Below are 23,910 nucleotides of genomic sequence, written 5' to 3' on the forward strand. Positions count from 1 at the left end.
GGGTCGACAGCATCAGCGAGCCGTAGATCGCCCGGAAGCGCTGCACCGGCACCGACACCGAGACGATCACCTCGCCGCGGTCGTTGATCCGCACCATGCTGCTCTTGTGGCCTTTGAGCGATTGCGCGACCTCCTGATAGCCGTTGCCGTTCTCCGGCCCGAGCTCGCGATACAGCGGCAGGTCGCCGCGATTGAACCAGGTTCGGATCGCGATCATCGCCCGCTCGACGATGCCGGGCTTCTCCGCCGTCGGCGGCGGCAAATCGAACCGCATCACGTCGCCGCGGCCGTACAGGCTGCGGCTGTCGAGGATCAGCACACCGTCGCGGTCGTAGATCCGGGCGCGGGTCTTGGTCGGCGAGATCAGCCGCCGCAGCACCGGCGCGACGCGCTCGGGATTGATCGGAAAGTCCAGCAGCGCGTACTCGTCCGGCGGGCCGTAGCTTTCGCCGGTCTTGAGGTCGAGCAGCCGGTCGGGATCGATGGTGATGGTGTTGGTTTCGACCGTGGCCGACGCGGCGATCGCGCCGGCGATGATCTCGGCCTGCACCAGCAGGCTCTGGGCGCGGGCGTCGATCAGGCCGGCGCGGAATTGCGACAGATACAGGATGCTCGTCGACAGCGCGAGCAGGCCGGCGAGGTTCAGCGACAGAATTCGCCGCGTCAGGCTGGAGAAGCTGAGCGTGAAGAAGAACTGCCCGGTGCGGCGCACCCAGTCGAGCGGCCGCGGCCAGCGTCGGCCGCGCGCCGGAGTCTCGTCGCGCGACGAGGAGGCGTCCTCGGTGTCGCGCATATCTGGATCAGGCGAGGTGCGATCTAGCAATGGCCATCAGCCCGATGGTTGCCGACACGCGCATGGCGCGCGTCGCGGAGTGTAGCGCAATGCGGCGACATCGTCAGCCGCAGCGCCGGCGGCACGCCGCCCCGATCAGATTTCCTTGAAACGATAGCCGACGCCGTACAGCGTCTCGATCATCTCGAACTCGTCGTCGACCGCCTTGAACTTCTTGCGCAGCCGCTTGATGTGGCTGTCGATGGTGCGGTCGTCGACATAGACCTGATCGTCGTAGGCGGCGTCCATCAGCGCGTTGCGGCTCTTCACCACGCCGGGCCGGGTCGCGAGCGCCTGCAGGATCAGGAATTCGGTGACGGTGAGGGTCACCGGCTCGTTCTTCCAGGTGCAGGTATGCCGCTCCGGGTCCATCCGCAGCGGACCGCGGTCGAGCGCCTTAGCGTCGTTTTCCTTCGGGGCGGCGGCCGGATCCTTCGGCGCCGAACGCCGCAGTACCGCTTTGACGCGCTCCACCAGCAGCCGCTGCGAGAACGGTTTGCGGATGAAATCGTCGGCGCCCATCTTCAGGCCGAACAGCTCGTCGATCTCCTCGTCCTTGGAGGTCAGGAAGATCACCGGCAGGTCGGATTTCTGGCGCAACCGCCGCAGCGTCTCCATGCCGTCCATCCGCGGCATCTTGATATCGAGGATGGCGAGGTCGGGCGGCGTGGTGCGGAAGCCGTCGAGCGCCGAGGCGCCGTCGGTGTAGGTCATGATCCGGTAGCCTTCGGCTTCCAGCGCGATCGACACCGAAGTCAGAATGTTGCGGTCGTCGTCGACCAAAGCGATTGTAGGCATGAAGCTTCTTTCCGAAACGGCGTGGCGAGACAGCGAAACGATTCGGCGATCCGCGGTGTGAGGTGGCCCAGAAAGCACAGTCAACCAGCAATGCAAGCTGGGCTGAAATGTGGCCGGTTCCGAATTCGCGCGATCGGCCCATGCGGGGGCTGATATATGCCGCATTTTCAGACCGCAAAGGGGCCTGAAGCCAATCATTGGCAGAAACTGAGCCCCAGCAGACAGGTGTTTCGATGCAGCCGACCGCCGAATTCAGCGCCCCGAAGCTCGCCAAATCGCTGTTGCGCCGCCGCCGCGAGGGAGCGCTGGCGACGCTGATGCAGTCCGGCGGTGCGCCGTATTGCTCGCTGGTCAATCTCGCCAGCCATCCCGATGGCTCGCCATTGCTGCTGATCTCGCGGCTGGCGGTTCACACCCGAAACCTGTTGGCGGACCCGCGGGTGTCGCTGATGCTGGACGAGCGCGCCGCCGGCGATCCGCTGGAGGGCGCACGGATCATGTTGCTCGGCACCGCCGTCGAGGCCGGGGCCGACGACGGCCCGCTATGGCGGCGGCGCTACCTCGCGGCGCATCCGGCGGCGGAGGGCTACATCGACTTCGCCGACTTTTCGCTGTTCAAAATCGAAACCTCGGGTCTTCATCTGGTCGCCGGGTTCGGCCGGATCCTCGACCTCGCGCCGGACCGCTACCTGACCGACCTGCGCGGTGCCGAAGCGCTGCTCGACGTGGAGGCCTCCGCGGTCGCGCACATCAACGCGGATCATTCGGGTACGATGAAGTTGTATGCCACCGAGCTACTCGGCGCCGCCGAAGCCGACTGGCGGTGCACCGGAATCGATCCCGAAGGCCTCGATCTGCAATGCGGCCGTGCGACGCTGCGGCTCGACTTTCCGGACCGCGTCGAAAATCCTGTTGCACTGCGGGACATGCTGAAACGCATGGCTGACATTGCCCGCAAAGCGGAATGACTTGAGCCAGCGCAATGTCGACCGGCGGTAAACGAAATACTGCCGGCCGGGTTGGCAAAGCCCTCGTTCGCCACTATTCAGTCGCCCCACCGGAGCCGGCAGGTATATACTGATGTGTACCGCGGCCGGTGATGCGCGTTGGCGGCAATCGCGCGATCGAGACAACGCGGATTCTTCAGGAGGGTCTATTCGTGCAAGAGACGGGCGTGCATAACGGTGCCTACGGCGCCGACAAATTCGGCCTCAAAAATCTCACAGGCGTGTACTGGAACTTCGGTGCACCCCAGCTCTATGAGCACGCGCTGAAGAACGGCGAGGCGGTGTTGTCGTCGGACGGCGCGCTTGTCGCGGACACCGGCGTGTTCACCGGCCGCAGCCCCAAGGACAAGTTCACGGTCCGCGACGCTACCACCGAAAATACCATGTGGTGGGGTGGTAATCAGTCGATTACCGCCGACCAGTTCGAGACGCTGTACCAGGACTTCCTCAAGCACGCCGAAGGCATGACGCTGTTCGCGCAGGACCTGTACGGCGGCGCCGATCCGACCTTCCGCATCAAGACCCGCGTTTACACCGAGCTCGCCTGGCACTCGCTGTTCATCCGCACGCTGCTGCGCCGTCCCGAGCGCGCCGAGCTGGAGAACTTCGTTCCCGAGCTGACGCTGATCGATTTGCCGAGCTTCCGCGCCGACCCGGCGCGCCACGGCTGCCGCTCCGAGAACGTCGTCGCGATCGACTTCGCCCGTAAGATCGTGCTGATCGGCGGCACTCAGTACGCCGGCGAGATGAAGAAGAGCGTGTTCACCACGCTGAACTACTACCTGCCCGAGAAGGGTGTGCTGCCGATGCACTGCTCGGCCAATGTCGGCCCGAGCGGCGACACCGCGATCTTCTTCGGCCTGTCCGGCACCGGCAAGACCACGCTGTCGGCCGATCCGAACCGCACGCTGATCGGCGACGACGAGCACGGCTGGGGCAAGGACGGCGTCTTCAACTTCGAAGGCGGCTGCTACGCCAAGTGCATCAAGCTGTCGGCCGAGAACGAGCCGGAAATCTACGCCGCCTCGACCCGCTTCGGCGCCGTGCTCGAGAACGTCGTGCTCGGCGAGATCGATCGCAAGCCGGACTTCGACGACGGCTCCAAGACCGAGAACACCCGCTCGGCCTATCCGCTGGAGTCGATCCCGAATGCGTCGCTGACCGGCCGCGCCGGCCAGCCGAAGAACGTGGTGATGCTCGCCGCCGACGCGTTCGGCGTGATGCCGCCGATCGCCAAGCTGACCCCGGCGCAGGCGATGTATCACTTCCTGTCCGGCTACACCGCCAAGGTCGCCGGCACCGAGCGCGGCGTCACCGAGCCGACCCCGGAATTCTCGACCTGCTTCGGTTCGCCGTTCCTGCCGCGCGATCCGTCGGTGTACGGCAACATGCTGCGCGAGCTGATCGCCAAGCACAATGTCGACTGCTGGCTGGTCAACACCGGCTGGACCGGCGGCATCTACGGCACCGGCCACCGCATGCCGATCAAGGTCACCCGCGCGCTGCTGACCGCGGCGCTGGACGGTTCGCTGCGTAATGTCGAGTTCCGCACCGATCCGTATTTCGGCTTCGCGGTGCCGACCGCGCTGCCGGGCGTGCCGAGCGAGATCCTCGACCCGGTCAAGACCTGGGCCGACAAGGCGGCGTTCGACACCACCGCGCGCAAGCTGGTCGGCATGTTCCAGAAGAACTTCGCCAAGTTCGAAGCGCAGGTCGACGCAGAAGTCCGCGCCGCCGCGCCGGACGTCAAGATCGCCGCCGAGTAAGCTCGACGACGATCGCTTCAAATACAAAGGGCGGCCCCTGGCAGGCCGTGTGAAAAGTCGCAGGCTCCGGTTTTTCCGGGGCCTCAGACCGCTGACAAACCCCGTCGATTTTCGGCGGGGTTTTGTTTTTGGCGAGTGGCGCAGCGCCGGCTGTGTCAGCCTGGCACTGGAATCGGCCCGGGGGGCAGTGCGAGGGCAATCTTCTTGATGTTCTGGGCGGCGGCTGCCAGCAGGCATTTCCAGCCGGCGCGCCGATGCGGCCCAGCCTAACCGACGCGTTCAGTTCTCACACAGCCTGCCAGGGGTGCCCTTTCGCATTCGCGCGCGGGACTGCAGCGATAGGCGAGGAAGCTACTCGCCCGCCTTGTCGCCGCCCTTCAGCGCGTCGGGCTTCGGCATCAGCACGATGTTGTAGCCGGAATCGACGTAGTGGGTTTCGCCGGTGACGCCGCCCGAAAGATCGGAGAGCAGATACAGCGCCGAGCCGCCGAGTTCTTCCAGCGTGACGCCGCGGCCGAGCGGCGAGTGCTTTTCCATAAAACCGAACATCGCGCGTGAGTCGCCGATGCCGGCGCCGGCCAGCGTCCGCACCGGACCGGCCGACACCGCATTGACGCGGATGCCCTTGGGGCCGAGGTCGCAGGCGAGATAGCGCACGCTGGCTTCCAGCGCCGCCTTGGCGAGACCCATCACATTGTAGTTCGGCATCGCCCGCTCGGACGCGCCGAAGGTCAGCGTGATCATCGCGCCGCCGTCCGGCATCAGCGCCGCGGCGCGCTTGGCGACCTCGGTGAACGAGAAGCAGGAGATCACCATGGTGCGCGAAAAATTGGCGCGGCTGGTGTCGATGTACTGGCCGCGCAGCTCGTTCTTGTCGGAGAAGCCGATCGCGTGGATCACGAAGTCGAGCTTGCCCCACTTCTCCTTCAGCGTCTCGAATACCGCGTCGACGCTGGCGATGTCCTCGACGTCGCAGGGCAGCACCAGGTCGGAATTCAGCGACTGCGCCAGCGGCTTGACCCGGCGCGCCAGCGCCTCGCCCTGATAGGTGAAGGCGAGCTCGGCGCCGTGCGCCGCCAGCGTCTTCGCCATGCCCCAGGCGATCGAATGGTCGTTGGCGACGCCCATGATCAGCCCGCGCTTGCCCTGCATCAGTCCTTGCATTGTCGTCGCTCTCTGGTTCGGACCTCATCCTGAGGAGCGCGCGCCAGCGCGCGTCTCGAAGGATGAAGCGGTCAACAACTCATGGTTCGAGACGGCGCCAACAGGCGCCTCCTCACCATGAGGGGCGTAGCACATGGATATGGCATCTCGCCGGGCCGGCGAGAGCCGCAGAAATCACGCATCCAGCCGTTTGAACACCAGCGTCGCGTTGGTGCCGCCGAAGCCGAACGAATTCGACAGCACGGTACCGAGCTTGGCGTTGTCGACCCGCTTGCGCACGATCGGCATGTCGGCGAACACCGGGTCGAGCTCGGTGATGTTGGCGCTTTCGCAGATGAAGCCGTTCTGCATCATCAGCAGCGAGTAGATCGCCTCCTGCACGCCGGTGGCGCCGAGCGAATGTCCGGTCAGCGCCTTGGTGGCCGAGATCGGCGGGCACTTGTCGCCGGCGCCGAACACGTTGCGGAGCGCGTTGATCTCCGGCGGGTCGCCGGCCGGCGTCGAGGTCGCGTGCGGGTTGATGTAGTCGATCTTGATGCCGCCGGTGGTCGCCAGCGCCATCTTCATGCAGCGCTCGGCGCCCTCGCCCGACGGCGCCACCATGTCGTAGCCGTCCGAGGTCGCACCGTAGCCAATGATCTCGCCGTAGATCTTGGCACCGCGCGCCTTGGCGTGCTCGAGCTCTTCCAGCACCAGCACGCCGGCGCCGCCGGCGATCACGAAGCCGTCGCGGCTGATATCGTACGGACGCGACGCGGTGGCCGGAGTATCGTTGTACTTCGACGACATCGCCCCCATCGCGTCGAACAGCACCGACAGCGACCAGTCGAGCTCCTCGCAGCCGCCGGCGAACATCACGTCCTGCTTGCCCCACTGGATCAGCTCGTAGGCGTTGCCGATGCAATGGTTCGACGTCGCACAGGCCGACGAGATCGAGTAGTTGACGCCCTTGATCTTGAACCAGGTCGCCAGCGTCGCCGACGCGGTCGAGCTCATCGCCTTCGGCACCGCGAACGGCCCGACGCGCTTGGGGCCCTTGGTGCGGGTGATGTCGGCGGCTTCGACGATGGTGCGCGCCGACGGGCCGCCCGAGCCCATCACGATGCCGGTCCGCTCGTTCGAGATCTCGGACTCTTCCAGCCCGGAATCGGCGATCGCCTGCTCCATCGCGACGTGGTTCCACGCCGCACCTTCGCCGAGAAACCGCATCGCGCGACGATCGACCACATCGGCCGGATTTAGCGTCGGTGCGCCCTGCACCTGCGAACGGAATCCGAGCTCGGCGTGCTTCTCGGCACGAGAGATACCCGGCTTGGCGTCGTACAGGCTCGCCAGAACTTCCTGCGTGTTGTTACCAATCGACGAGACGATCCCCATCCCCGTCACAACAACTCGTCTCATGTGATCGCCTCGTTCATTCCAGGGTCGTTCGCGGCTGGCGCGACGGCGCGCGACCAGCCCAACTCGCTAGCCACCAACCGGCTGCGCCGTCTGCTTGAACAGACCGACTTTCAGATCCTTTGCGCGGTAGATGATCTCGTCGTCGGCCGAAAGCCAGCCATCGGCAATGCCGAGCCACAGCTTCGAGCGCATCACCCGCTTGATGTCGACATTGTAAACGATCTTGCTGATGTGCGGCAGCACCTGACCGGTGAACTTTAGTTCGCCGAGACCGAGCGCGCGGCCCGGCCCTTCGCCGCCGACCCAGCCGAGAAAGAAACCGACCATCTGCCACATCGCATCGAGGCCGAGGCAACCCGGCATCACCGGATCGTTCTTGAAGTGACAGGCGAAAAACCACAGGTCCGGATTGACGTCGAGCTCGGCGCGAATGTGGCCCTTGCCGAATTCGCCGCCGTCCTCCGTGATGGTGGTGATCCGGTCGAACATCAGCATCGGCGGCAACGGCAATTGGGCGTTGCCGGCCCCGAACAATTCGCCGCGGCCGCAGGCCAGCAAGTCTTCATATTCGTAGCTGGAGCGACGGTCCCGCATGCGACGATGCCTTTTCTTGGTTCGATCGAGAGGATTTGGCCACCTCACGCGACCGGTTTTGAGTGCGTGCGCGAGGCGCGCCCGGTGAATGCGCGGGTCTGTAACATAGGCATATTGCCCCGCCTAGCGGCACCTCCGGGATCCTCCTTAAGCAAAACGACCGAGCCCCGCCAGTTGCGAGACGCTTGCACGACTGAGGAATGCTTCCTATAATCACAGGATGCAGTGCAAATAGTAGCGCAGCAGGGGTACGCAATCGTGGACATTGGTGAGCACGTAGCTTTTCTGCGAGAGGAACCGGCTCAGGAGGCTCATTCGCATGCCGAGCCCCGCCTGAACGGCTGTCCTTGGCACGATGTCAACGAGATGCTGCAATCTGTGGGATTGCGGCCGACCCGGCAGCGGATGGCGCTGGGATGGCTGCTGTTCGGTAAGGGCGACCGCCATCTCACGGCTGAAATGCTGTACGAAGAGGCCAGCCAGGCCAAGGTTCCGGTGTCGTTGGCGACGGTTTACAACACCCTGAACCAGCTCACTGAAGTCGGTCTGCTGCGGCAGGTCAGCGTCGACGGCACCAAGACTTATTTCGACACCAATGTGTCGGCGCACCAGCACTTCTATCTCGAGAACAATCACGAGCTGATCGACATTCCGAATGCCGATCTCGAGCTGAAGGCGACGCCGGAAGTTCCGGACGGCTACGAGATCGCGCGGGTCGACGTCGTGGTGCGGCTGCGTAAGCGCGGCTGAAGCCCCGGCTTGGAGCTATTCTTGGTGACGGTTTGGCCCGAGAGCGGTGAGCTCCCGGGCTTTTTCGTGTCAGCCGCAGGCGCCGTCCGCTGCACGGCCGCGATCAGTTGACCTGCTCGTCGGCGTACACGCCCCACAATTGCCGCTTCTCGATCCAGCCGTCGAAGCCGCTGCCGACGATCCTGCACCACTTCATGTCGCAACGCCTGACCTGCGCCACGACGCCGGCCTGCAACCGGGCCACCACGGCGCTGCCCGCAGTGGCGCGCTCGTAGAGCGGCGCCAGCTCGTCCTTGTCCTTCATGATTACCACCGCGGTGCGACGGCCCGACAGCAGGGAGTGATAGACCCAGCCTTCGGCCCCCTCGGAATCCCGCACCCGGCGCCAGTTCTCGAACTCGGCCGTGACCTCGACCGGCAGCCCGGCCCGGGTATAGACCCAGGCGACATCGTTGTCCTTGGTCGGGCCGACGCGGACATTGACGTGATCCGACTTAAGGCTGACGTATCGCGGCACCGGCAGTCCACTCGCAGACAACGGCGAGTCCTTGCCGGCCTGCGCGAAGCTGGCAGCACAAATCATCGCACCTGCGAACGCCGTTACCGCCATCAGGTATTTCATCGTCATCGACACGCCTCTTGTCGCGGGATTTGCGGCGCGGCCGTCTCCGGCGAAACCCAGGGGTCCTTGTCTTGGCGCGGTCTTCTGCTAGAGAAGGCCGGAAGGCATCCGGTAACCCAAGGAACGGGAAGGGACCTCACGGTCGGACCGGCCCCTGTGGTCACGCTGCTGCGGGAGTGTCGAACAGACTGAGTTAACGGGGGCTAAACGATCTCGTTGAGCTCGTCAGAGAGCGTTGGAATGTCGGTTAAGAAAAAGCCTCTGGTCGTCGTCACCCGCAAGCTTCCGGACTCGATCGAAACCCGGATGCGCGAGCTGTTCGACGCCCGGCTGAATCTCGACGACGTGCCGATGACCGCCGAACAACTCGCCGAGGCGGCCCGCACCGCCGACGTGCTGGTGCCGACCGTGACCGATACCATCACGGCCGAGATGCTGAACCAGCCGGATTGTCAGCTCAAGCTGATCGCGCATTTCGGCAACGGTATCGACAATCTCGACGTCGCTGCGGCGCATGCGCGCGGCATCACCGTCACCAACACCCCGAAAGTTCTGACCGAAGATACCGCCGACATGACCATGGCGCTGATCCTGGCGGTGCCGCGCCGGCTGATCGAGGGCGCCGCGCTCTTGACCGATGGCGGCGACTGGCCCGGCTGGTCGCCGACCTGGATGCTCGGCCGCCGGCTCGGCGGCAAGCGGCTCGGCATCATCGGCATGGGGCGGATCGGCCAGGCGGTGGCCCGGCGCGCCCGCGCCTTCGGCCTGCAGATCCATTACCACAACCGCAAGCCGGTGGCGCCGCGGATCGCCGACGAACTCGGGGCGACCTACTGGGATTCGCTCGACCAGATGCTGGCCCGGATGGACATCATCTCGGTCAACTGCCCGCACACGCCGGCGACCTTCCATCTGCTGTCGGCGCGGCGGCTGAAGCTGATCCGCAAGGACGCCTTCATCGTCAACACCGCGCGCGGCGAGGTGATCGACGAGGAGACGCTGACCCGGCTGATCGAGAGCGGCGACATCGCCGGCGCCGGGCTCGACGTCTACGAGCACGAGCCCGCGGTCAACCCGAAGCTGGTCCGCCTCGCCAAGCACGGCAAGGTCGTGCTGCTGCCGCACATGGGGTCGGCCACCATCGAAGGCCGGGTCGAGATGGGCGAGAAGGTGATCATCAATATCCGCACCTTCCTGGATAATCACAAGCCGCCGGATCGCGTCCTGCCCGGGATGCTCTGAAGCGTTCCCGGCCGCCTTGCTGCGGCCGAACGCCTCGCGCGTCGGTTTCGCGCAACGCCTTCTCGCCGCCCGTTTCGCACACTACCTTCGTCGGATGACGATCAGGGAGTGTGCGCCAAGTGAGCATCGCCGTCATCGACGACAGGCCGGCGTCCCGTGCGCCGCTGATCCCGCCGACGCCGCCGCGCGCGCCGGACGACATCTCGGCGCTCGGTCGTCTCGCGGCGATTCGTCACAATGCGATCGCGAGCTGGGGCGACCGCGCCTACCAGGACGATATCGTCAAAGGCCGGTTCTTCACCCACGCCAGCTACATCCTCAACGCGCCGGACGCGATCCGGCACGTGCTGATCGACAACGCCGACAATTATCGCCGCACCGCGACCGGAATCCGCGTGCTGCGACCGATGCTTGGTGACGGGCTGCTGCTCGCCGAAGGGCGCGCCTGGAAGCATCAGCGCCGGACCCTGGCGCCCGCTTTCACGCCGCGCGCGGTCGCCACGCTGGTGCCGCACATGCTGTCCGCGACCGAGGAGGCGATCGCCGGGCTGCACCGCAATGCCGGCGCGCCGGTGGATCTGCGCGAGGCAATGCAGCATCTGGCGCTGGAGATCGCCGGGCGGACGATGTTCTCGTTCGAGATGGGCACCCACGGCCGGGCGTTGCGCAGCTTCGTGATCGACTACGGCACCCGGCTGGCGAGCCCGCGGTTTCTCGATCTGCTGCTGCCGCTCGGCTGGCCGACCCCGCAGGACATCGCGCGGGCACGGTTTCGCCGGCGCTGGACCCGGTTCGTCGGCGAGCTGATCGCCGCGCGGCGCGCCTCGGGCAAGACGGCAGACGCGCCGCCGCGCGACCTGTTCGAACTGATGCTGGCGGCGCGCGACCCGGAGACCGGCGAGGCGTTCAGCGACGCCCAGCTCGGCGATCAGGTCGCCACCATGATTCTGGCCGGGCACGAGACCACCGCGACCGCGCTGTTCTGGGCCTTGTATCTGCTGGCGATGGACCGCGAAGCGCAGGACCGGCTCGCGGCGGAAGTCCGCCGGCTCGGCCCCGGCGCGGTGGAGATCGAGCGCCTGCCGTTCACCCGCGCGGTGCTCGACGAAACGCTGCGGCTGTATCCGCCGGCGTTCCTGATCGTGCGGGAAGCAGCCGGTGCGGATCAGGTCGCCGGCTTCGCCGTCCGCAAGCACGACGTGATGCTGATCGCGCCGTGGCTGCTGCATCGGCATGAAAAACTCTGGCACGAGCCCGATGCCTTCGTTCCGGCGCGGTTCCTGCCGGGCGCCGCGCCGCCGGACCGGTTCGCCTATCTGCCGTTCGGCCTCGGTCCCCGGGTCTGCATCGGCGCCCATTTCGCGCTGGTCGAAGCGACGCTGGCGCTGGCGAAGATCGTCGGCACGTTCCGGATCGAGCTGATCGATACTACCCCGGTGATGCCGATCGGGGTCGTCACTACCCAGCCGGATCGATCGCCGTCGTTCCGGCTGACCCCACGCTGAGCATGGCGACGGCTCCAGGCCGGTCGTTCATTACCCAACCGTCATGGAACTCCCCGGAACCGCGTCAGCATTGCGGGCGTTCCCTTTCCACGCCATAGAGCGACGAGCCGTCGCCCCCATCGAGAGACGAGAGACGATGCTGGACAAACTGCGCCAATTCATCACCGACGTCGTCGCCCCGAGCGCACCGGAAGAACTGACGCTCGACGAAGGCGGCTACCGCCTCGCCGCAACCGCTCTGCTGATTCATGTCATCTCGATCGACGGCGATCCGTCCGAGGTGGAAAAGCAGAAGCTGCATTCACTGCTCGAACAGCGCTTCGGTCTCGATGCGGCGACCGCAACCCGGTTGATCGCGTCGGCGACGCTGATCGAAGGCGAGGCCGTCGACCTTTACCATTTCACCAGCGTGATCATGCGTTCGGTCAACGAGCAGGGCCGGCTGCGGATCGTCGAAATGATGTGGGAGCTGGTCTATGCCGACGGCGCCGTGACCGAGTTCGAGGAAAACGTAGTGTGGCGCGCGGCGGATCTGCTTGCCGTCTCGACCCGTGACCGCGTCAATCTGCGTCAGAAGGTCGCCGCGGCGCACGACATGCAGACGGTCTCCGAAGTCGATCCCGCCAACTAACCGGGCGTCCGGTTCCGCGCAGTAACAGTCGAACCCGTCCCACTGCCGGCTACGGCCGGTAGAGGAGGCGCTGACGAGCATGGGTCTTGCACGCTGCTTGCTTCCCGCCTAAGGCCTTGGTTGTTCCGCGGAGGGCCGTTTGGCCAATCTGAAACATGAGTTTCCTGTCGTGACTGAACGAGTGACTTTGATTACAGGCGCCTCGGCCGGAATCGGTGCCGAACTGGCGCAAATTTTTGCAGACAATGCTCATCGCGTGGTCCTGGTGGCGCGGCGCGGCGAGCGGCTCGAGACCCTCGCGGCGGACATCCGCGCCAAGGGCGGCCCGGACCCGATCGTGATTGCCTGCGATCTGGGCAAGCCGGACGCCGCCGAGCAGATCGCCTCGACGCTCGCAGCAGCCGGCGTCGAGGTCGAGTACCTCGTCAACAATGCCGGCTACGGACTGTTCGGCCGCGCCGTCGAGCTCGATCGCGAAGACCAGCTCGGGATGATCGACCTCAACATCCGGATGCTGACCGATCTGTCGTTCCGCTTTGCCGACAGCATTGCCGGGCTGCGCGGCGGCATCCTCAACGTCGCCTCGATCGCCGGCTTCATGCCCGGCCCCGGCATGGCCGTGTACTACGCGTCCAAGGCCTATGTGCTGTCGCTCACCGAGGCGCTGCATCAGGAGCTCGGGCCGAAAGGCGTGCGGGTGACCGCATTGTGCCCCGGCCCGGTGCCGACCGAGTTTCAGCAGCGGGCGGGATTCGAGCCGGGCTTCGACAGCGCCGTGCTCAATGTTTCGCCGGCGGAAGTCGCGCGCCAGGCGTATCACGGGCTGATGCACAACAAGCGGATCGTGTTGCCCGGCCTCGGCGTCAAGATCGTGCCGTTCCTGCTGCGGTTCTTCCCGCGCGGCTTCATCGCCACCGCGGTCGGCCGCTTCCAGTTGCGTCGACGCTAGATGAACTCCGGTTCTGACACAGCCAGAACCGGCGAGCCGGCTGTCCTGTCCGGCGCGTTTTCTTCGACCAACGGGTTTCCAACCCGCTCGAAAACACTCTAGTCTCTCCGCCAAGTCTCGGCGCTCACGACCGAGGCAGCCAGGGGGATGCATGACGAGCGAGGAGTTCGCGCGGCTGCTGGAGAGCTTGACCCGCGCGGCGGAATCCGGCGACGGCGCAGCGTTCGCCGGCCATTTCACCGAAGACGCGACGTATCACGACTACATCTACGGCCCGCACAGCGGCCGCGCCGAGATCGCCTCGATGATGCAGGATCTGTTTCATCGCGACGCGACCGATTATCGCTGGGAAATGTTCGATCCGGTCTGCTACCACGACCTCGGCTACGCTTGGTCGCTGTCGAGCTTCACCTCGACGGTGCCCGACTTTGCAGGCCGACGCGTGGTGATCGACGGCATGAGCCGGTTCGTCCTGCGCGGCGGCCTGATCGCGGAATATCACGAATCGGTCAATGGCGGCGTGGCGATGGCGCAGCTCGGCGTCGCACCTGAGCGGATGGCCAAGGTCTTCCGCAAATGGAGCGGCTGGCTGCAGCAGCGCCCCGAAACCCAGGACTATCTGGCCCGGCCCAAGGGCTCGCGCCGCGCCTGAGATCTATCGCCCACGGCGGGCGACGCGCACTACGCTGGTCGTGCGCCCAACAACAATCAACAAAGGGAGAAATGCCGTTGAGCTACCAGGACATCCTCTATGAGGTCGCGGACCGGATCGCGACCATCACGCTGAACCGGCCGGACCGCATGAATGCGTGGACGCCGGTGATGGAGCGCGAGGTGCGGGCCGCGATGCAGCAGGCGGCCGAGGACGGCGGGGTCCGTGTCATCGTGCTGACCGGCGCCGGTCGCGGCTTCTGCGCCGGCGCCGACATGCAGGTGCTGCAGAACATCGATCCCTCCGACGTCCGCCGCGCCGCCGACCTGCCGCCGTTCGACATGAACCGCCGCGCCGACTGGCAGACCCGCTACGCGTTCTATCCGTCGATCGGTAAGCCGATCATCGGCATGCTTAACGGCGCCACCGCCGGCATCGGTCTCGTCCACGCGCTGTATTGCGACGTCCGCTTCGCCGCCGACACTGCGGTGTTCACCACCGCCTTCGCGCGCCGCGGCCTGATTGCCGAGCACGGCATCTCCTGGATGCTGCCGCAGATCGTCGGCCACGCCAACGCGCTCGACCTGCTGCTGTCGGCCCGCCGGGTCTCGGCCGACGAGGCGCTGCGAATGGGGCTGGTCAACCGGCTGTATCCGGCCGATCAGCTCCGCGAACAGACCTACGCCTATGCCCGCGACCTCGCCGACAATGTCGCGCCGGCATCGATGCGGGTGATCAAGCGCCAGCTCTACGAGGTGCCGTTCCAGACGCTGGCGGAAGCGACGATCGAGGCCAATCGCGAGATGGCGATCTCGCTCGCCAGCGACGACTTCAAGGAAGGCGTCGCCAGCTTTGTCGAAAAGCGCCCGCCGCAGTTTAAGAGCGCGTGAGCGGTACGGCGAAATCGGCGGCTAAGATCAGAACTGCCCTCACCACGCGTCAGGCCCGGGCTCGTCCCGGGCATCCACGCCTTCCTGCGGTCGAGCTCGGTAAAGACGTGGATGGCCGGGACAAGCCCGGCCACGACGAACGATATGGTCCGCTCGTGCGGATCGGCATTGAAGAACTTCGTGCTGGGATTGTTGCTGCGCGCGGCCGGCTTGATCAGACGGCCCGTCTTCGCCCTTCGGGCTACGCCGCGGCAGCTTTCGCCACGATGGCGGGTTTGCCGGGCCGAAGCTGGCGAAGCCAGCGAAGGCTGGTGGAGCCAGGCGGGATCGAACCGCCGACCTCGTCATTGCGAACGACGCGCTCTCCCAGCTGAGCTATGGCCCCTCCGCGGTCGGTGCGCGGGGCACCGATCAGCGAACGCCGCCATTTACAGTGCCGGCGAACGCCAAGTCAAGGACGTGACGGCGGGTTGTGACACGTCATCGTCATCGGGCTTTATTGCCCCGAGTTCCCTTGTTTGGACGGGGGTGAACCGATATTTACGGCACAGCCCTTCCGCGACCGAAACCGCGAGTTTTCCCCCGCCATGCGCGCCATTCTCGACATCGTTCTCATCATCCTCGATCTCTACATCTGGCTGCTGATCGCCTCGGCGATCCTGTCCTGGCTGATCGCCTTCAACGTCGTGAACACCCGCAACCAGTTCGTCGGCGCGGTGTCCGATTTCCTGTACCGAATCACCGAGCCGCTGCTGGCGCCGATCCGCAATCTGCTGCCCTCGCTCGGCGGTCTCGACATCTCGCCGATCATCCTGATCCTTCTGATTATGTTCCTGCAGCGTGTGATCACCTATTACATCTACCCGGCGGTGTTCTGAGCCCCGGGCATGGCGGAGGCTTGGCGGTATTCGGCTCAGGGCGTCGCGGTAGCGGTGCGGGTGACCCCGCGTGGCGGCCGCGACGACATCGACGGGCTGGAGACGCTGTCCGACGGCCGGCCGGTGCTGAAAGTGCGGGTCCGGGCGATCGCCGATGGCGGCGAAGCCAACCGGGCGGTGACGGAGTTGCTGGCCAAAGCGGTCGGCGTGCCGAAGCGCAATGTCAGGCTGCTGTCGGGCGCGACCTCGCGGCAGAAGCAGATCGCGATCGACGGCGATCCAAAACAGCTCGGCGAGGTGTTGCGCCGCCTGGTGGCGGCCAAGCCCGCCGAATAATCACCCGGGAGGCCCGCGAGGGCGATCCACCGTTCGCCTCTCCGCTCCGGAGAGGCTTTTTCATTTCGATGCGGACGCATCGGCTGGACCAGTCAAAGAGGACGACATGACCGCCCGGATCATCGATGGAAAAATCATCTCGGCCGAGCTGCGCGCCCGCGTCGCCGCCGAGGTCGCGCGGCTGAAGACCGACCACGGCATCACGCCGGGCCTCGCGGTGGTGCTGGTCGGCAACGACCCCGCTTCCGAGGTCTATGTCCGCTCCAAGCACAAGCAGACCCAGGAGGCCGGCATGGCCTCGTTCGAGCACCGGCTGCCCGCCGACGTGCCGCAGGCCGAGCTGATGGCGTTGATCGCAAAGCTCAATGCCGATCCGGCGGTGCACGGCATCCTGGTGCAATTGCCGCTGCCGAAGGGACTCGACAGCAACGCGGTGATCGACGCCATCGATCCGGCCAAGGATGTCGACGGCCTCAACCCGACCAATGCCGGCCGGCTCGCCTCCGGCCTGTTCGCGCTGACGCCGTGCACGCCGCTCGGCAGCATCATCATGGCCAAGACCGTCCACGCTTCGCTCGAGGGCATGAACGCGCTGGTGATCGGCCGCTCCAATCTGGTCGGCAAGCCGCTGGTGCAATTGCTGCTCAACGAGAACGCCACCGTGACGATCGCACATTCGCGCACCCGCGACCTGCCGGCGCTGTGCCGCCAGGCCGATCTGGTGTTCGCCGCGGTCGGCAAGGCCGAAATGGTGAAAGGCGACTGGATCAAGCCGGGCGCTACCGTGATCGACGTCGGCATCAACCGGACGCCGGGCAAGGACGGCGGCAAGGACAAACTGCTCGGCGACGTCGCGTTCGACGAGGCCAAGGAGGTCGCCGGCGCGATTACGCCGGTCCCCGGCGGCGTCGGCCTGATGACGGTGGCGTGCCTGCTGGTCAACACCGTCCGCGCCGCCTGCGCGATCCACGGCCTGCCGAAGCCAGCGGTGTGATGTCGCGCGTCTAATTCTCCAGCCGTCATCGCCCGGCTTGACCGGGCGAACCAGTATTCCGCGCGCAGATGGTTTTCGAGACGTCTCGGCGTACTGGGTCACCCGCCTTCGCGGGTGACGACAGTTATTGGTGCTGCCATGCGGTGCGCCTGATCCAGGGCGCGCGACCGCGCACTAACCCGCCGTGCTCTGCATCAGCCGCACGTAGAACCGGATCATGTCGGCGTAGTTCTTGATGCTGATGCGCTCGTTGGTGCCGTGGAAGCGCTTCAGGTCTTCGGGGGTGGCGCGGACCGGCGAGAACCGGAAGATGTTGTCGGCGACCTGCGCGTAGTGCCTCGAGTCGGTCGCGGCGATCATCAGGCCGGGAGCGACAATGACGTCCGGAAACACCTCGCGAATAGTGCGATTCAGCGCCAGATAGGACGCGCTCTTGGTGCCGGTCACCGGCGGCGGATCGAAATTGCCGTCGAACCCCTGGATCGCGATCTTGTCGTTGGCGACCACGCTGCGGACGTGGTCGGTGACGCTGGTCTGGGTGTCGCCCGGCAGCAGGCGGAAATTGACGGAGGCCTCGGCGACGCCGGGCAGCACATTGTCCTTGTCGCCGGCGTTGAACACGGTCAGCGCCGTCGTCGTCTGCACCATCGCGGCGGTGGTGCCGCTCTTGGCGAATTCGCGCAGCAGCAGCGGCCGGAACAGCCACAGGTTGGACAGCGCCACGCGGCTGAAGCCGCTCATCTCCGGCGCCAGGGTATCGAACATCTCGGCCACCGAGCCGCGGATCCGCATCGGCAGCCGGTTGTCTTCCAAATGGGTCAGCGCCGCCGCCAGCATCCCGATCGCGGTGTCGCGCGGCGGCATCGACGAATGCCCCGGGGTGCCGCGGGCCGTCAGCACCAGCGTGGCGTAGCCCTTCTCGGAGACGCCGATCAGCGCTGCCGGCTTGTCGAGCCCCTTCAGCACCCCGTCGGTGATCAACAGCCCCTCGTCGAGCACGAAATCCAGCCGCACGTTGCGCGAGGCGAGCAGCTCGGCGATCTTGGCGGCGCCGCGCAGGCCGGAGACCTCCTCGTCATGACCGAACGCGAAATAGATCGTGCGTTTCGGCCGGAAGCCCTGCTTGGCCATCAGCTCGGCGGCCTCCAGCATGGCGTAGAGGTTGCCCTTGTCGTCCCACGAGCCGCGGCCCCAGACGTAGCCGCCTTCGATCGCGCCGCTGAACGGCGGCTGCTGCCAGTCGGCTTCCGTCTTGGGCGCGATCGGCACGACGTCCTGATGCGCCAATAGCCCGATCGGCTTGGCCTGCGGATCGCTGCCTTCCCAAGTGTAGAGCAGGCTGTGGCCGCCGACGATTTCGCGCTTCGCCGCGGCATGGAACGCCGGGAAGCTGGATTCGATATGCGCGCGCAAGTCCCGCAGCGCGTCGGCGCCCTGCTCGGGATTGAGGAAATTGGAGATGGTCGGAAAGCGGATCGACTGCGACAGCCGCTGCGCGGCACCCTGCTCGTCGATCGCGATCGGCGGCACCGCGGCGACGTCGATCTGCCGCGAGCCGTGCCGCAAGGTGTTGTAGGCCAGCACGCCGGCCAGAGCCGCGACCGCCAGGACAGCGATCGCGACTAGGTTACGAATCCATCGAAGCAGCCGGCGCATCGGAACTCCTGTTCGCCGGCGCTTCTCCCGGCCGCTCAGCCCTTGGCCTGCTTGGCCCGATCCAGGCCCTCGAGGATCAGCTTGTGGGCCTCTTCGGCGCCGCCCCAACGCAGCACCTTGACCCACTTGCCGGGCTCGAGGTCCTTGTAATGCTCGAAGAAGTGCTGGAACTGCGCCAGCGTGATCTCCGGCAGATCCGAGTAGGTCTTGATGCGGTCGTAGCGCTGGGTCAGCTTCGACGACGGTACTGCGATGATCTTCTCGTCGTGACCGGCTTCGTCGCTCATATACAGCACGCCGACCGGGCGAACGCTCATCACCGCGCCCGGCACGATGCCGCGGGTGTTGGCGACCAGCACGTCGCAGGGGTCGCCGTCGTCCGACAGGGTGTGGGGGATGAAGCCGTAATTCCCCGGATAGTGCATCGAGGTATAGAGGAACCGATCCACCACCAAAGTACCGGCGGCCTTGTCCATTTCGTACTTGATCGGCTCACCGCCGACCGGCACCTCGATGATGACGTTGACGTCATAGGGAGGGTTTACGCCGACGGGGATTGCGTCGATGCGCATCAAGAGCTCCAGAGTGAGTTGATTTCAGGAACTACCCGAATAGCCTGCGCTCGCGGTGTTCGCCAGCGCAAAAAAGGCTCAGTTGCTCCAGGCAAACGCAACCTTGTCGAGCGACTTCGGCCCGAACCGCTCCGAGGAGCGCGCCACCATCCGGCCGCCCAGAGCCCGATAGAACTCGGTCGCCGGCTCGTTGTCCGACAGCGCCCAGATCACCATGCTCTTCAGGCCGCTCTGCACCAGATCGCGGCGGGCGGCGGCGAACAGGCGGCGACCGAAGCCGAGCCCCTGGAACTCGGGACGCAGATACAATTCGTAGATCTCGCCTTCGAACTGCAGGCTGCGGGCGCGGTTACGACCGTAATTGGCGTAGCCGGCGATCTTGTCGCCGAAGCACAGCACGCTGATTCGGCTGCCCTTGCGGATCGCCGAATCCCACCAGGTCGGGCCGCGGCGGTTGATCAGCTTTTCCAGCTCCGCGCCGGGGATGATGCCCTGATAAGCGGACCGCCAGGCTTCGTCATGGGTGGCCGCGACCGCGGACGCATCCGCTGCCTTTGCCGCTCGTACCTCGATCAGGGTCGTGCTCATAGGCAGATCAAAGCAAGTCGCGGCGCCGGCTTCAAGCTCCAACGTTAATTATCGGTTAACGTGTGGATTTTCTGCACCAGCCACGGCAGGAATGTGCCGAAATCGGACAAACGCCGGTCCGAGCTGCGGGTTTTCGCACCGAATTGCTGCACGCGCGACAGGTGTCATCACGGTTAGTTCGCCGCGAAACCGACATCGCTGCGACAATCGATCGCTTGCCGCGCTGCACGCTCGCCCGAATCACGCGCGCCGTGGGCTGTCGAGAAGAACTGCGGCGAGGTCGCTTCTCCGGCGAAGAACAAACGGCCGTCGACCGGCGCGGCCAGCAGGGCGCGGGCGCCGGCGTGGCCGGGCAGCGCGTGCGAATAGGCGCCGCGCGCGAACGGATCGTGAGCCCAACGCGACTCCGCCAGCGGCGACAGCTTGCGGCGGATGTCGTTGCCGAGCAGATCGGCGATCTCGTCGATCGCCTGCGCGGCGAACGCGCCGTCGCCGGCGTCTTCCAATTCGCGCGCGTAGCGGCCGCCGAAGAAGCCCTCGATACAATCATGACCGAACGGGCGCAGGTGATACGTCCCCATCGCACTCCGCATGGTGGCGGCGCGCAGATTGCCGTCGGCAGGAAAGTCGTTGGGGTCCGACAGCTTCAGCATTACCTTGTCGTCGACACCGAGCGGCAGATTTCGCGCGGCCTCGACCTTGTCCGGCAACGCCGGCGCAAACCGGATCGCCTCACTTGCGATCAGGTTGGTCGGCACCGAGACGATGACCTGACCGGCGACCAGCGTTCCGAGCGACGTCTCCAGCTTGATCTGGCGGCCGGAGTGATCGATCCGCTCGACCACGCAGCTCAGCGCCACCGGGCAGGGCGCACCGTAGGCCGCGACCAGCGTGCCGTAGCCCTCGCGGACCCGCCAGTTGATTCCGGTGTCGCGATAGGATTCGAGATCGTGCACCGAGATCCGATCGAGCTCGGCGCCGTTGACGTAGGTCGACACCGCATCGATCATCGGATTCCAGCGGTTGCCCGGCTCCAGCAAGGTGGCGGCAGCGACGTCGGTCTTGTGTTTCGCCGCGCGCCAGACCCGTTCGTAGAACGCATCGAGCGCCTTGCCGAAGGCGGCGCGGTCGCGCTTCGGAAACACATCGCCGAAGCTCGCCTCGCTCCACGGCGGATGGGTCTTGTCGATGCCGATGCCGAGCAGGCCGGCGATGCCGACGAAGGAATTCTCGTCGGCCGAATGCAGCCAGCCGCAGCCGACGTCGAACGCGATCTCCGGCGTCACCATCCGGGTCCAGGCCCGGCCGCCGATCCGGTCCCGCGCTTCGAGCACGAGCACCGAGACACCCGCCCCCTCCAGCGCCCGCGCCGCGCCGAGGCCGGCCGCACCGGCGCCGATGATCGCGATGTCGACCGAGGACGGAAAGCTGGATGACGGCATGCGCGATCCTACCACGGGTCTGACGGCGGTTCGATCTCAGGGCCCCTGAAACGACGATGCCCGGCACGAAGGCCGGGCATCGGAAATCAGAGAATGAGGCAGACGATCAGGCGACCGCCTGCTTGCTCTTTTCGGCGCGCTTGCGCTCGTTGGGATCGAGCAGGCGCTTGCGCAGCCGGATCGACTTCGGGGTGATCTCGACCAGCTCGTCGTCCTCGATATAGGCCAGCGCCTTTTCCAGCGTCATCCGGATCGGCGGCGTCAGGCGCACCGCTTCGTCCTTCGAGGTGGTGCGGATGTTGGTGAGCTGCTTGCCCTTGAGCACGTTGATCTCGAGATCGTTGTCGCGGGTGTGCTCGCCGACGATCATGCCCTTGTAGACCTTCCAGCCCGGCTCGATCATCATCGGGCCGCGATCTTCCAGCTTGAACATCGCGTAGGCGACCGCCTCGCCCTGATCGTTGGAGATCAGCACGCCGTTGCGGCGGCCCTGGATCTCGCCGCGATACGGCAGGTAGTCGTGGAACAGCCGGTTCATGATCGCGGTGCCCTTGGTGTCGGTCATCAGTTCGCCCTGGTAACCGATCAGGCCGCGGGTCGGCGCGTAGAACACCAGGCGCAGACGATTGCCGCCCGAGGGCCGCATCTCGATCATCTCGGCCTTGCGCTCGCTCATCTTCTGCACGACGACGCCGGAGAACTCCTCGTCGACGTCGATGACGACTTCCTCGACCGGCTCGAGGAGCTGGCCGTTCTCGTCGCGGGTCAGCACCACGCGCGGACGCGACACGCTGAGTTCGAAGCCTTCACGGCGCATGTTCTCGATCAGGATCGCGAGCTGCAATTCGCCGCGGCCCGACACTTCCATCGCGTCCTTGTCGGCGGATTCGACGACGCGCAGCGCGACGTTGCCCTCGGCCTCGCGGAGCAGGCGGTCGCGGATCAGGCGGCTGGTGACCTTGTCGCCTTCGGTGCCGGCGAGCGGCGAGTTGTTGACGATGAACGACATCGACACGGTCGGCGGATCGATCGCCTGGGCCTGGATCGGGGTATCGACCGCCGGATCGCAGAAGGTGTCGGCGACGGTACCCTTGGTCAGGCCGGCGATCGCCACGATGTCACCGGCTTCGGCGATATCGAGCGGCACGCGCTCGAGGCCGCGAAACGCCAGGATCTTGCTGATGCGGCCCTGCTCGACCAGCTTGCCGTCGCGCGACAGCACCTTGACGGCCTGGTTCGGCTTCACCGTGCCCGACGCGATGCGGCCGGTGATGATGCGGCCGAGATAGGGGTTGGCTTCCAGGATGGTGCCGAGCAGCCGGAACGGGCCTTCCTCGACCACCGGGGCGTGGACATGCTTGAGCACCAGCTCGAACAGCGGCTTCATGCCTTCCGAGTGGTCGCCGTCCGGCTTGTCGGACATCCAGCCGTTCTTGCCGGAGCCGTACAGGATCGGGAAGTCGAGCTGTTCGTCGGTGGCGTCGAGCGCGGCGAACAGGTCGAACACCTCGTTGACCACTTCGGTGACGCGGGCGTCGGAGCGGTCGACCTTGTTGATCGCGACGATCGGCTTGAGGCCGAGCTTCAGCGCCTTGCCGACCACGAATTTGGTCTGCGGCATCGGGCCTTCGGCGGCGTCGACCAGCACGATCACGCCGTCGACCATCGACAGGATGCGCTCGACTTCGCCGCCGAAGTCGGCGTGTCCGGGCGTGTCGACGATGTTGATGTGAGTGTCGCCCCAGACCACCGAGGTGCACTTCGCCAGAATGGTGATGCCGCGCTCGCGTTCGAGATCGTTCGAATCCATCGCCCGTTCGACCTGGCGCTGGTTGTCGCGATAGGTACCGGACTGCTGCAGCAGCTTGTCGACCAGGGTGGTCTTGCCGTGGTCAACGTGGGCGATAATGGCGATATTACGGAGTGTCATGGCTCTCTGTCGGTCCTGCGGGCGTTGCCTGAATTCAGCGCGATACAGGCACACTGCGGAATGCGCCAAAGGACGCGCCGCAACCAGCCTGTGTCTGAAACGCGCCGGGCAATCGCAATCTGAAATCGCAACAAACAGGCCCGGTCGAACAGGACCGGGCACCAGCACGCGTTGCGACGCAATATACGCAGAAATCGCGAAATCACAATGACGGTTGCGGCCGCACAGACCGTCTTTGATGCGGGCGTGGTCGAGGACCAGCGCGTCGGCTGACTGACCAGCAGCCGGGAGGGCTTGACCCAGAATGGTAATGTTATAACGTTACCTTCATCGTCGCTCTGACAGGTAAATCCATAGTGCAGCCGCTAACCCTCGGATCGATTGGATTTTTCTCTCCCCGTTCGTTGACAGCGTTGCCCGATGTCTTCTACCGTGCCCAGCGACGGTTCCCGAAAGGGATCAATAGGGAACGCGGTGCGGGTCTTCGGGCCCTATTCCGCGGCTGCCCCCGCAACTGTAAGCGGCGAGCCATTCGCCACACGCCACTGGGGCTTTGGTCCTGGGAAGGCGGTGAATGGCGGCGACCCGCGAGCCAGGAGACCTGCCGTCAGTCGTGGTCACACGCGAACACATTGGGCGGGGTGTCCTGGTGCGTGTCGAACCGTAGCCCGCAAGAAGGCTGCGGCAGACCTGTTTCGCGGTGACGTGCCA

General features: G+C 65.7%; 23 protein-coding genes, 1 tRNA gene and 1 riboswitch. Of the genes, 12 read left to right on the forward strand and 12 right to left on the reverse strand.

All coding sequences use genetic code 11. The features are described 5' to 3' along the window. Both DU475_RS05430 and DU475_RS05435 read right to left on the reverse strand, forming a co-directional pair. A partial coding sequence (locus tag DU475_RS05430) for a stimulus-sensing domain-containing protein (RefSeq protein WP_246700245.1) occupies positions 1-793 on the reverse strand: 793 nt, incomplete at its 3' end. Between the two features lie 135 nt (positions 794-928). Beyond that, on the reverse strand, positions 929-1,630 hold the full coding sequence (locus tag DU475_RS05435; RefSeq protein ID WP_011155926.1) for a response regulator transcription factor: 702 nt from the start codon (positions 1,628-1,630) through the stop codon (positions 929-931). A gap of 233 nt (positions 1,631-1,863) precedes the next feature. On the opposite strand from DU475_RS05435, the gene DU475_RS05440 reads away from it, so the two are divergent. Continuing rightward, a complete protein-coding gene (locus DU475_RS05440; protein ID WP_164631108.1) occupies positions 1,864-2,598 on the forward strand; it encodes a HugZ family pyridoxamine 5'-phosphate oxidase in 735 nt (244 codons plus the stop codon). Positions 2,599-2,789: 191 nt separating this feature from the next. Further along, complete coding sequence (locus DU475_RS05445) at positions 2,790-4,403, forward strand: phosphoenolpyruvate carboxykinase (RefSeq protein WP_047308269.1); 1,614 nt, start codon at positions 2,790-2,792, stop codon at positions 4,401-4,403. A gap of 351 nt (positions 4,404-4,754) precedes the next feature. Here the strand turns inward: DU475_RS05445 and fabI are convergent, their stop codons facing one another. The 3 genes from fabI to fabA all read right to left on the reverse strand — a co-directional run bounded on the left by fabI (position 4,755) and on the right by fabA (position 7,562). Further along, the gene (fabI, locus tag DU475_RS05450) at positions 4,755-5,567 is read right to left on the reverse strand and encodes an enoyl-ACP reductase FabI (RefSeq protein ID WP_164631110.1); all 813 of its coding nucleotides are present in this window, start codon (positions 5,565-5,567) and stop codon (positions 4,755-4,757) included. A 174-nt stretch (positions 5,568-5,741) separates the two neighbouring features. Beyond that, a complete protein-coding gene (gene fabB / locus DU475_RS05455; RefSeq protein WP_047307993.1) occupies positions 5,742-6,968 on the reverse strand; it encodes a beta-ketoacyl-ACP synthase I in 1,227 nt (408 codons plus the stop codon). Between the two features lie 66 nt (positions 6,969-7,034). After that, a complete protein-coding gene (fabA, locus tag DU475_RS05460; RefSeq protein ID WP_013500106.1) occupies positions 7,035-7,562 on the reverse strand; it encodes a bifunctional 3-hydroxydecanoyl-ACP dehydratase/trans-2-decenoyl-ACP isomerase in 528 nt (175 codons plus the stop codon). Positions 7,563-7,847: 285 nt separating this feature from the next. On the opposite strand from fabA, the gene irrA reads away from it, so the two are divergent. Continuing rightward, a complete protein-coding gene (gene irrA / locus DU475_RS05465) occupies positions 7,848-8,312 on the forward strand; it encodes an iron response transcriptional regulator IrrA (protein ID WP_283805243.1) in 465 nt (154 codons plus the stop codon). 103 nt (positions 8,313-8,415) lie between these two features. Here the strand turns inward: irrA and DU475_RS05470 are convergent, their stop codons facing one another. Beyond that, entirely contained in the window at positions 8,416-8,940 is a 525-nt protein-coding gene (locus DU475_RS05470) for an SH3 domain-containing protein (RefSeq protein WP_164631112.1), read from the reverse strand. Positions 8,941-9,174: 234 nt separating this feature from the next. On the opposite strand from DU475_RS05470, the gene DU475_RS05475 reads away from it, so the two are divergent. The 6 genes from DU475_RS05475 (at position 9,175) to DU475_RS05500 (ending at position 14,803) form a co-directional block, all read left to right on the forward strand. Then, the gene (locus DU475_RS05475) at positions 9,175-10,176 is read left to right on the forward strand and encodes a 2-hydroxyacid dehydrogenase (RefSeq protein ID WP_013500103.1); all 1,002 of its coding nucleotides are present in this window, start codon (positions 9,175-9,177) and stop codon (positions 10,174-10,176) included. Between the two features lie 119 nt (positions 10,177-10,295). After that, complete coding sequence (locus DU475_RS05480; RefSeq protein ID WP_164631114.1) at positions 10,296-11,681, forward strand: cytochrome P450; 1,386 nt, start codon at positions 10,296-10,298, stop codon at positions 11,679-11,681. A 136-nt stretch (positions 11,682-11,817) separates the two neighbouring features. Next, positions 11,818-12,312: a tellurite resistance TerB family protein gene (locus tag DU475_RS05485; protein WP_013500101.1), complete on the forward strand. Its 495-nt coding sequence runs from the start codon at positions 11,818-11,820 to the stop codon at positions 12,310-12,312. A 169-nt stretch (positions 12,313-12,481) separates the two neighbouring features. Beyond that, entirely contained in the window at positions 12,482-13,261 is a 780-nt protein-coding gene (locus DU475_RS05490) for an SDR family NAD(P)-dependent oxidoreductase (RefSeq protein WP_041807618.1), read from the forward strand. A gap of 151 nt (positions 13,262-13,412) precedes the next feature. Continuing rightward, positions 13,413-13,913 carry a nuclear transport factor 2 family protein gene (locus DU475_RS05495; RefSeq protein WP_164631115.1) on the forward strand — a complete coding sequence of 167 codons (501 nt, stop codon included), beginning with the start codon at positions 13,413-13,415 and terminating at the stop codon, positions 13,911-13,913. A gap of 77 nt (positions 13,914-13,990) precedes the next feature. Next, positions 13,991-14,803 (forward strand): enoyl-CoA hydratase, encoded by an 813-nt coding sequence (locus tag DU475_RS05500; protein ID WP_164631117.1) that lies wholly within the window; start codon positions 13,991-13,993, stop codon positions 14,801-14,803. Positions 14,804-15,112: 309 nt separating this feature from the next. Here the strand turns inward: DU475_RS05500 and DU475_RS05505 are convergent. Then, positions 15,113-15,188 (reverse strand) — tRNA-Ala (locus DU475_RS05505). 202 nt (positions 15,189-15,390) lie between these two features. Between DU475_RS05505 and DU475_RS05510 the strand changes: the two genes are divergently transcribed. The 3 genes from DU475_RS05510 to folD all read left to right on the forward strand — a co-directional run bounded on the left by DU475_RS05510 (position 15,391) and on the right by folD (position 17,011). Beyond that, positions 15,391-15,681, forward strand: coding sequence for a YggT family protein (locus tag DU475_RS05510; RefSeq protein WP_041806937.1), 291 nt, complete (start codon positions 15,391-15,393; stop codon positions 15,679-15,681). A 9-nt stretch (positions 15,682-15,690) separates the two neighbouring features. Continuing rightward, positions 15,691-16,017 carry a DUF167 domain-containing protein gene (locus DU475_RS05515; protein WP_013500096.1) on the forward strand — a complete coding sequence of 109 codons (327 nt, stop codon included), beginning with the start codon at positions 15,691-15,693 and terminating at the stop codon, positions 16,015-16,017. Positions 16,018-16,123: 106 nt separating this feature from the next. Further along, complete coding sequence (folD, locus tag DU475_RS05520; protein ID WP_047307998.1) at positions 16,124-17,011, forward strand: bifunctional methylenetetrahydrofolate dehydrogenase/methenyltetrahydrofolate cyclohydrolase FolD; 888 nt, start codon at positions 16,124-16,126, stop codon at positions 17,009-17,011. 174 nt (positions 17,012-17,185) lie between these two features. On the opposite strand, the gene DU475_RS05525 is transcribed toward folD, so the two are convergent. The 5 genes from DU475_RS05525 to typA form a co-directional block, all read right to left on the reverse strand. After that, entirely contained in the window at positions 17,186-18,706 is a 1,521-nt protein-coding gene (locus DU475_RS05525; RefSeq protein WP_283812063.1) for a M20 family peptidase, read from the reverse strand. Next, positions 18,703-19,239, reverse strand: a complete 537-nt coding sequence (ppa, locus tag DU475_RS05530; protein ID WP_013500093.1) for an inorganic diphosphatase — start codon at positions 19,237-19,239, stop codon at positions 18,703-18,705. Before ppa ends, DU475_RS05525 begins: the two co-directional genes overlap by 4 nt. A 78-nt stretch (positions 19,240-19,317) precedes the next feature. After that, positions 19,318-19,827, reverse strand: coding sequence for a GNAT family N-acetyltransferase (locus DU475_RS05535; RefSeq protein ID WP_013500092.1), 510 nt, complete (start codon positions 19,825-19,827; stop codon positions 19,318-19,320). 173 nt (positions 19,828-20,000) lie between these two features. Beyond that, the gene (locus DU475_RS05540) at positions 20,001-21,269 is read right to left on the reverse strand and encodes a flavin monoamine oxidase family protein (RefSeq protein ID WP_164631121.1); all 1,269 of its coding nucleotides are present in this window, start codon (positions 21,267-21,269) and stop codon (positions 20,001-20,003) included. Between the two features lie 106 nt (positions 21,270-21,375). Then, on the reverse strand, positions 21,376-23,199 hold the full coding sequence (gene typA / locus DU475_RS05545) for a translational GTPase TypA (protein ID WP_164631123.1): 1,824 nt from the start codon (positions 23,197-23,199) through the stop codon (positions 21,376-21,378). 426 nt (positions 23,200-23,625) lie between these two features. Next, positions 23,626-23,822, forward strand: a riboswitch (cobalamin riboswitch). The last annotated feature ends 88 nt before the right edge of the window (positions 23,823-23,910 follow it).

The sequence above is a fragment of the Rhodopseudomonas sp. WA056 genome (assembly GCF_010906995.1).
Lineage (GTDB): Bacteria > Pseudomonadota > Alphaproteobacteria > Rhizobiales > Xanthobacteraceae > Rhodopseudomonas > Rhodopseudomonas palustris_G.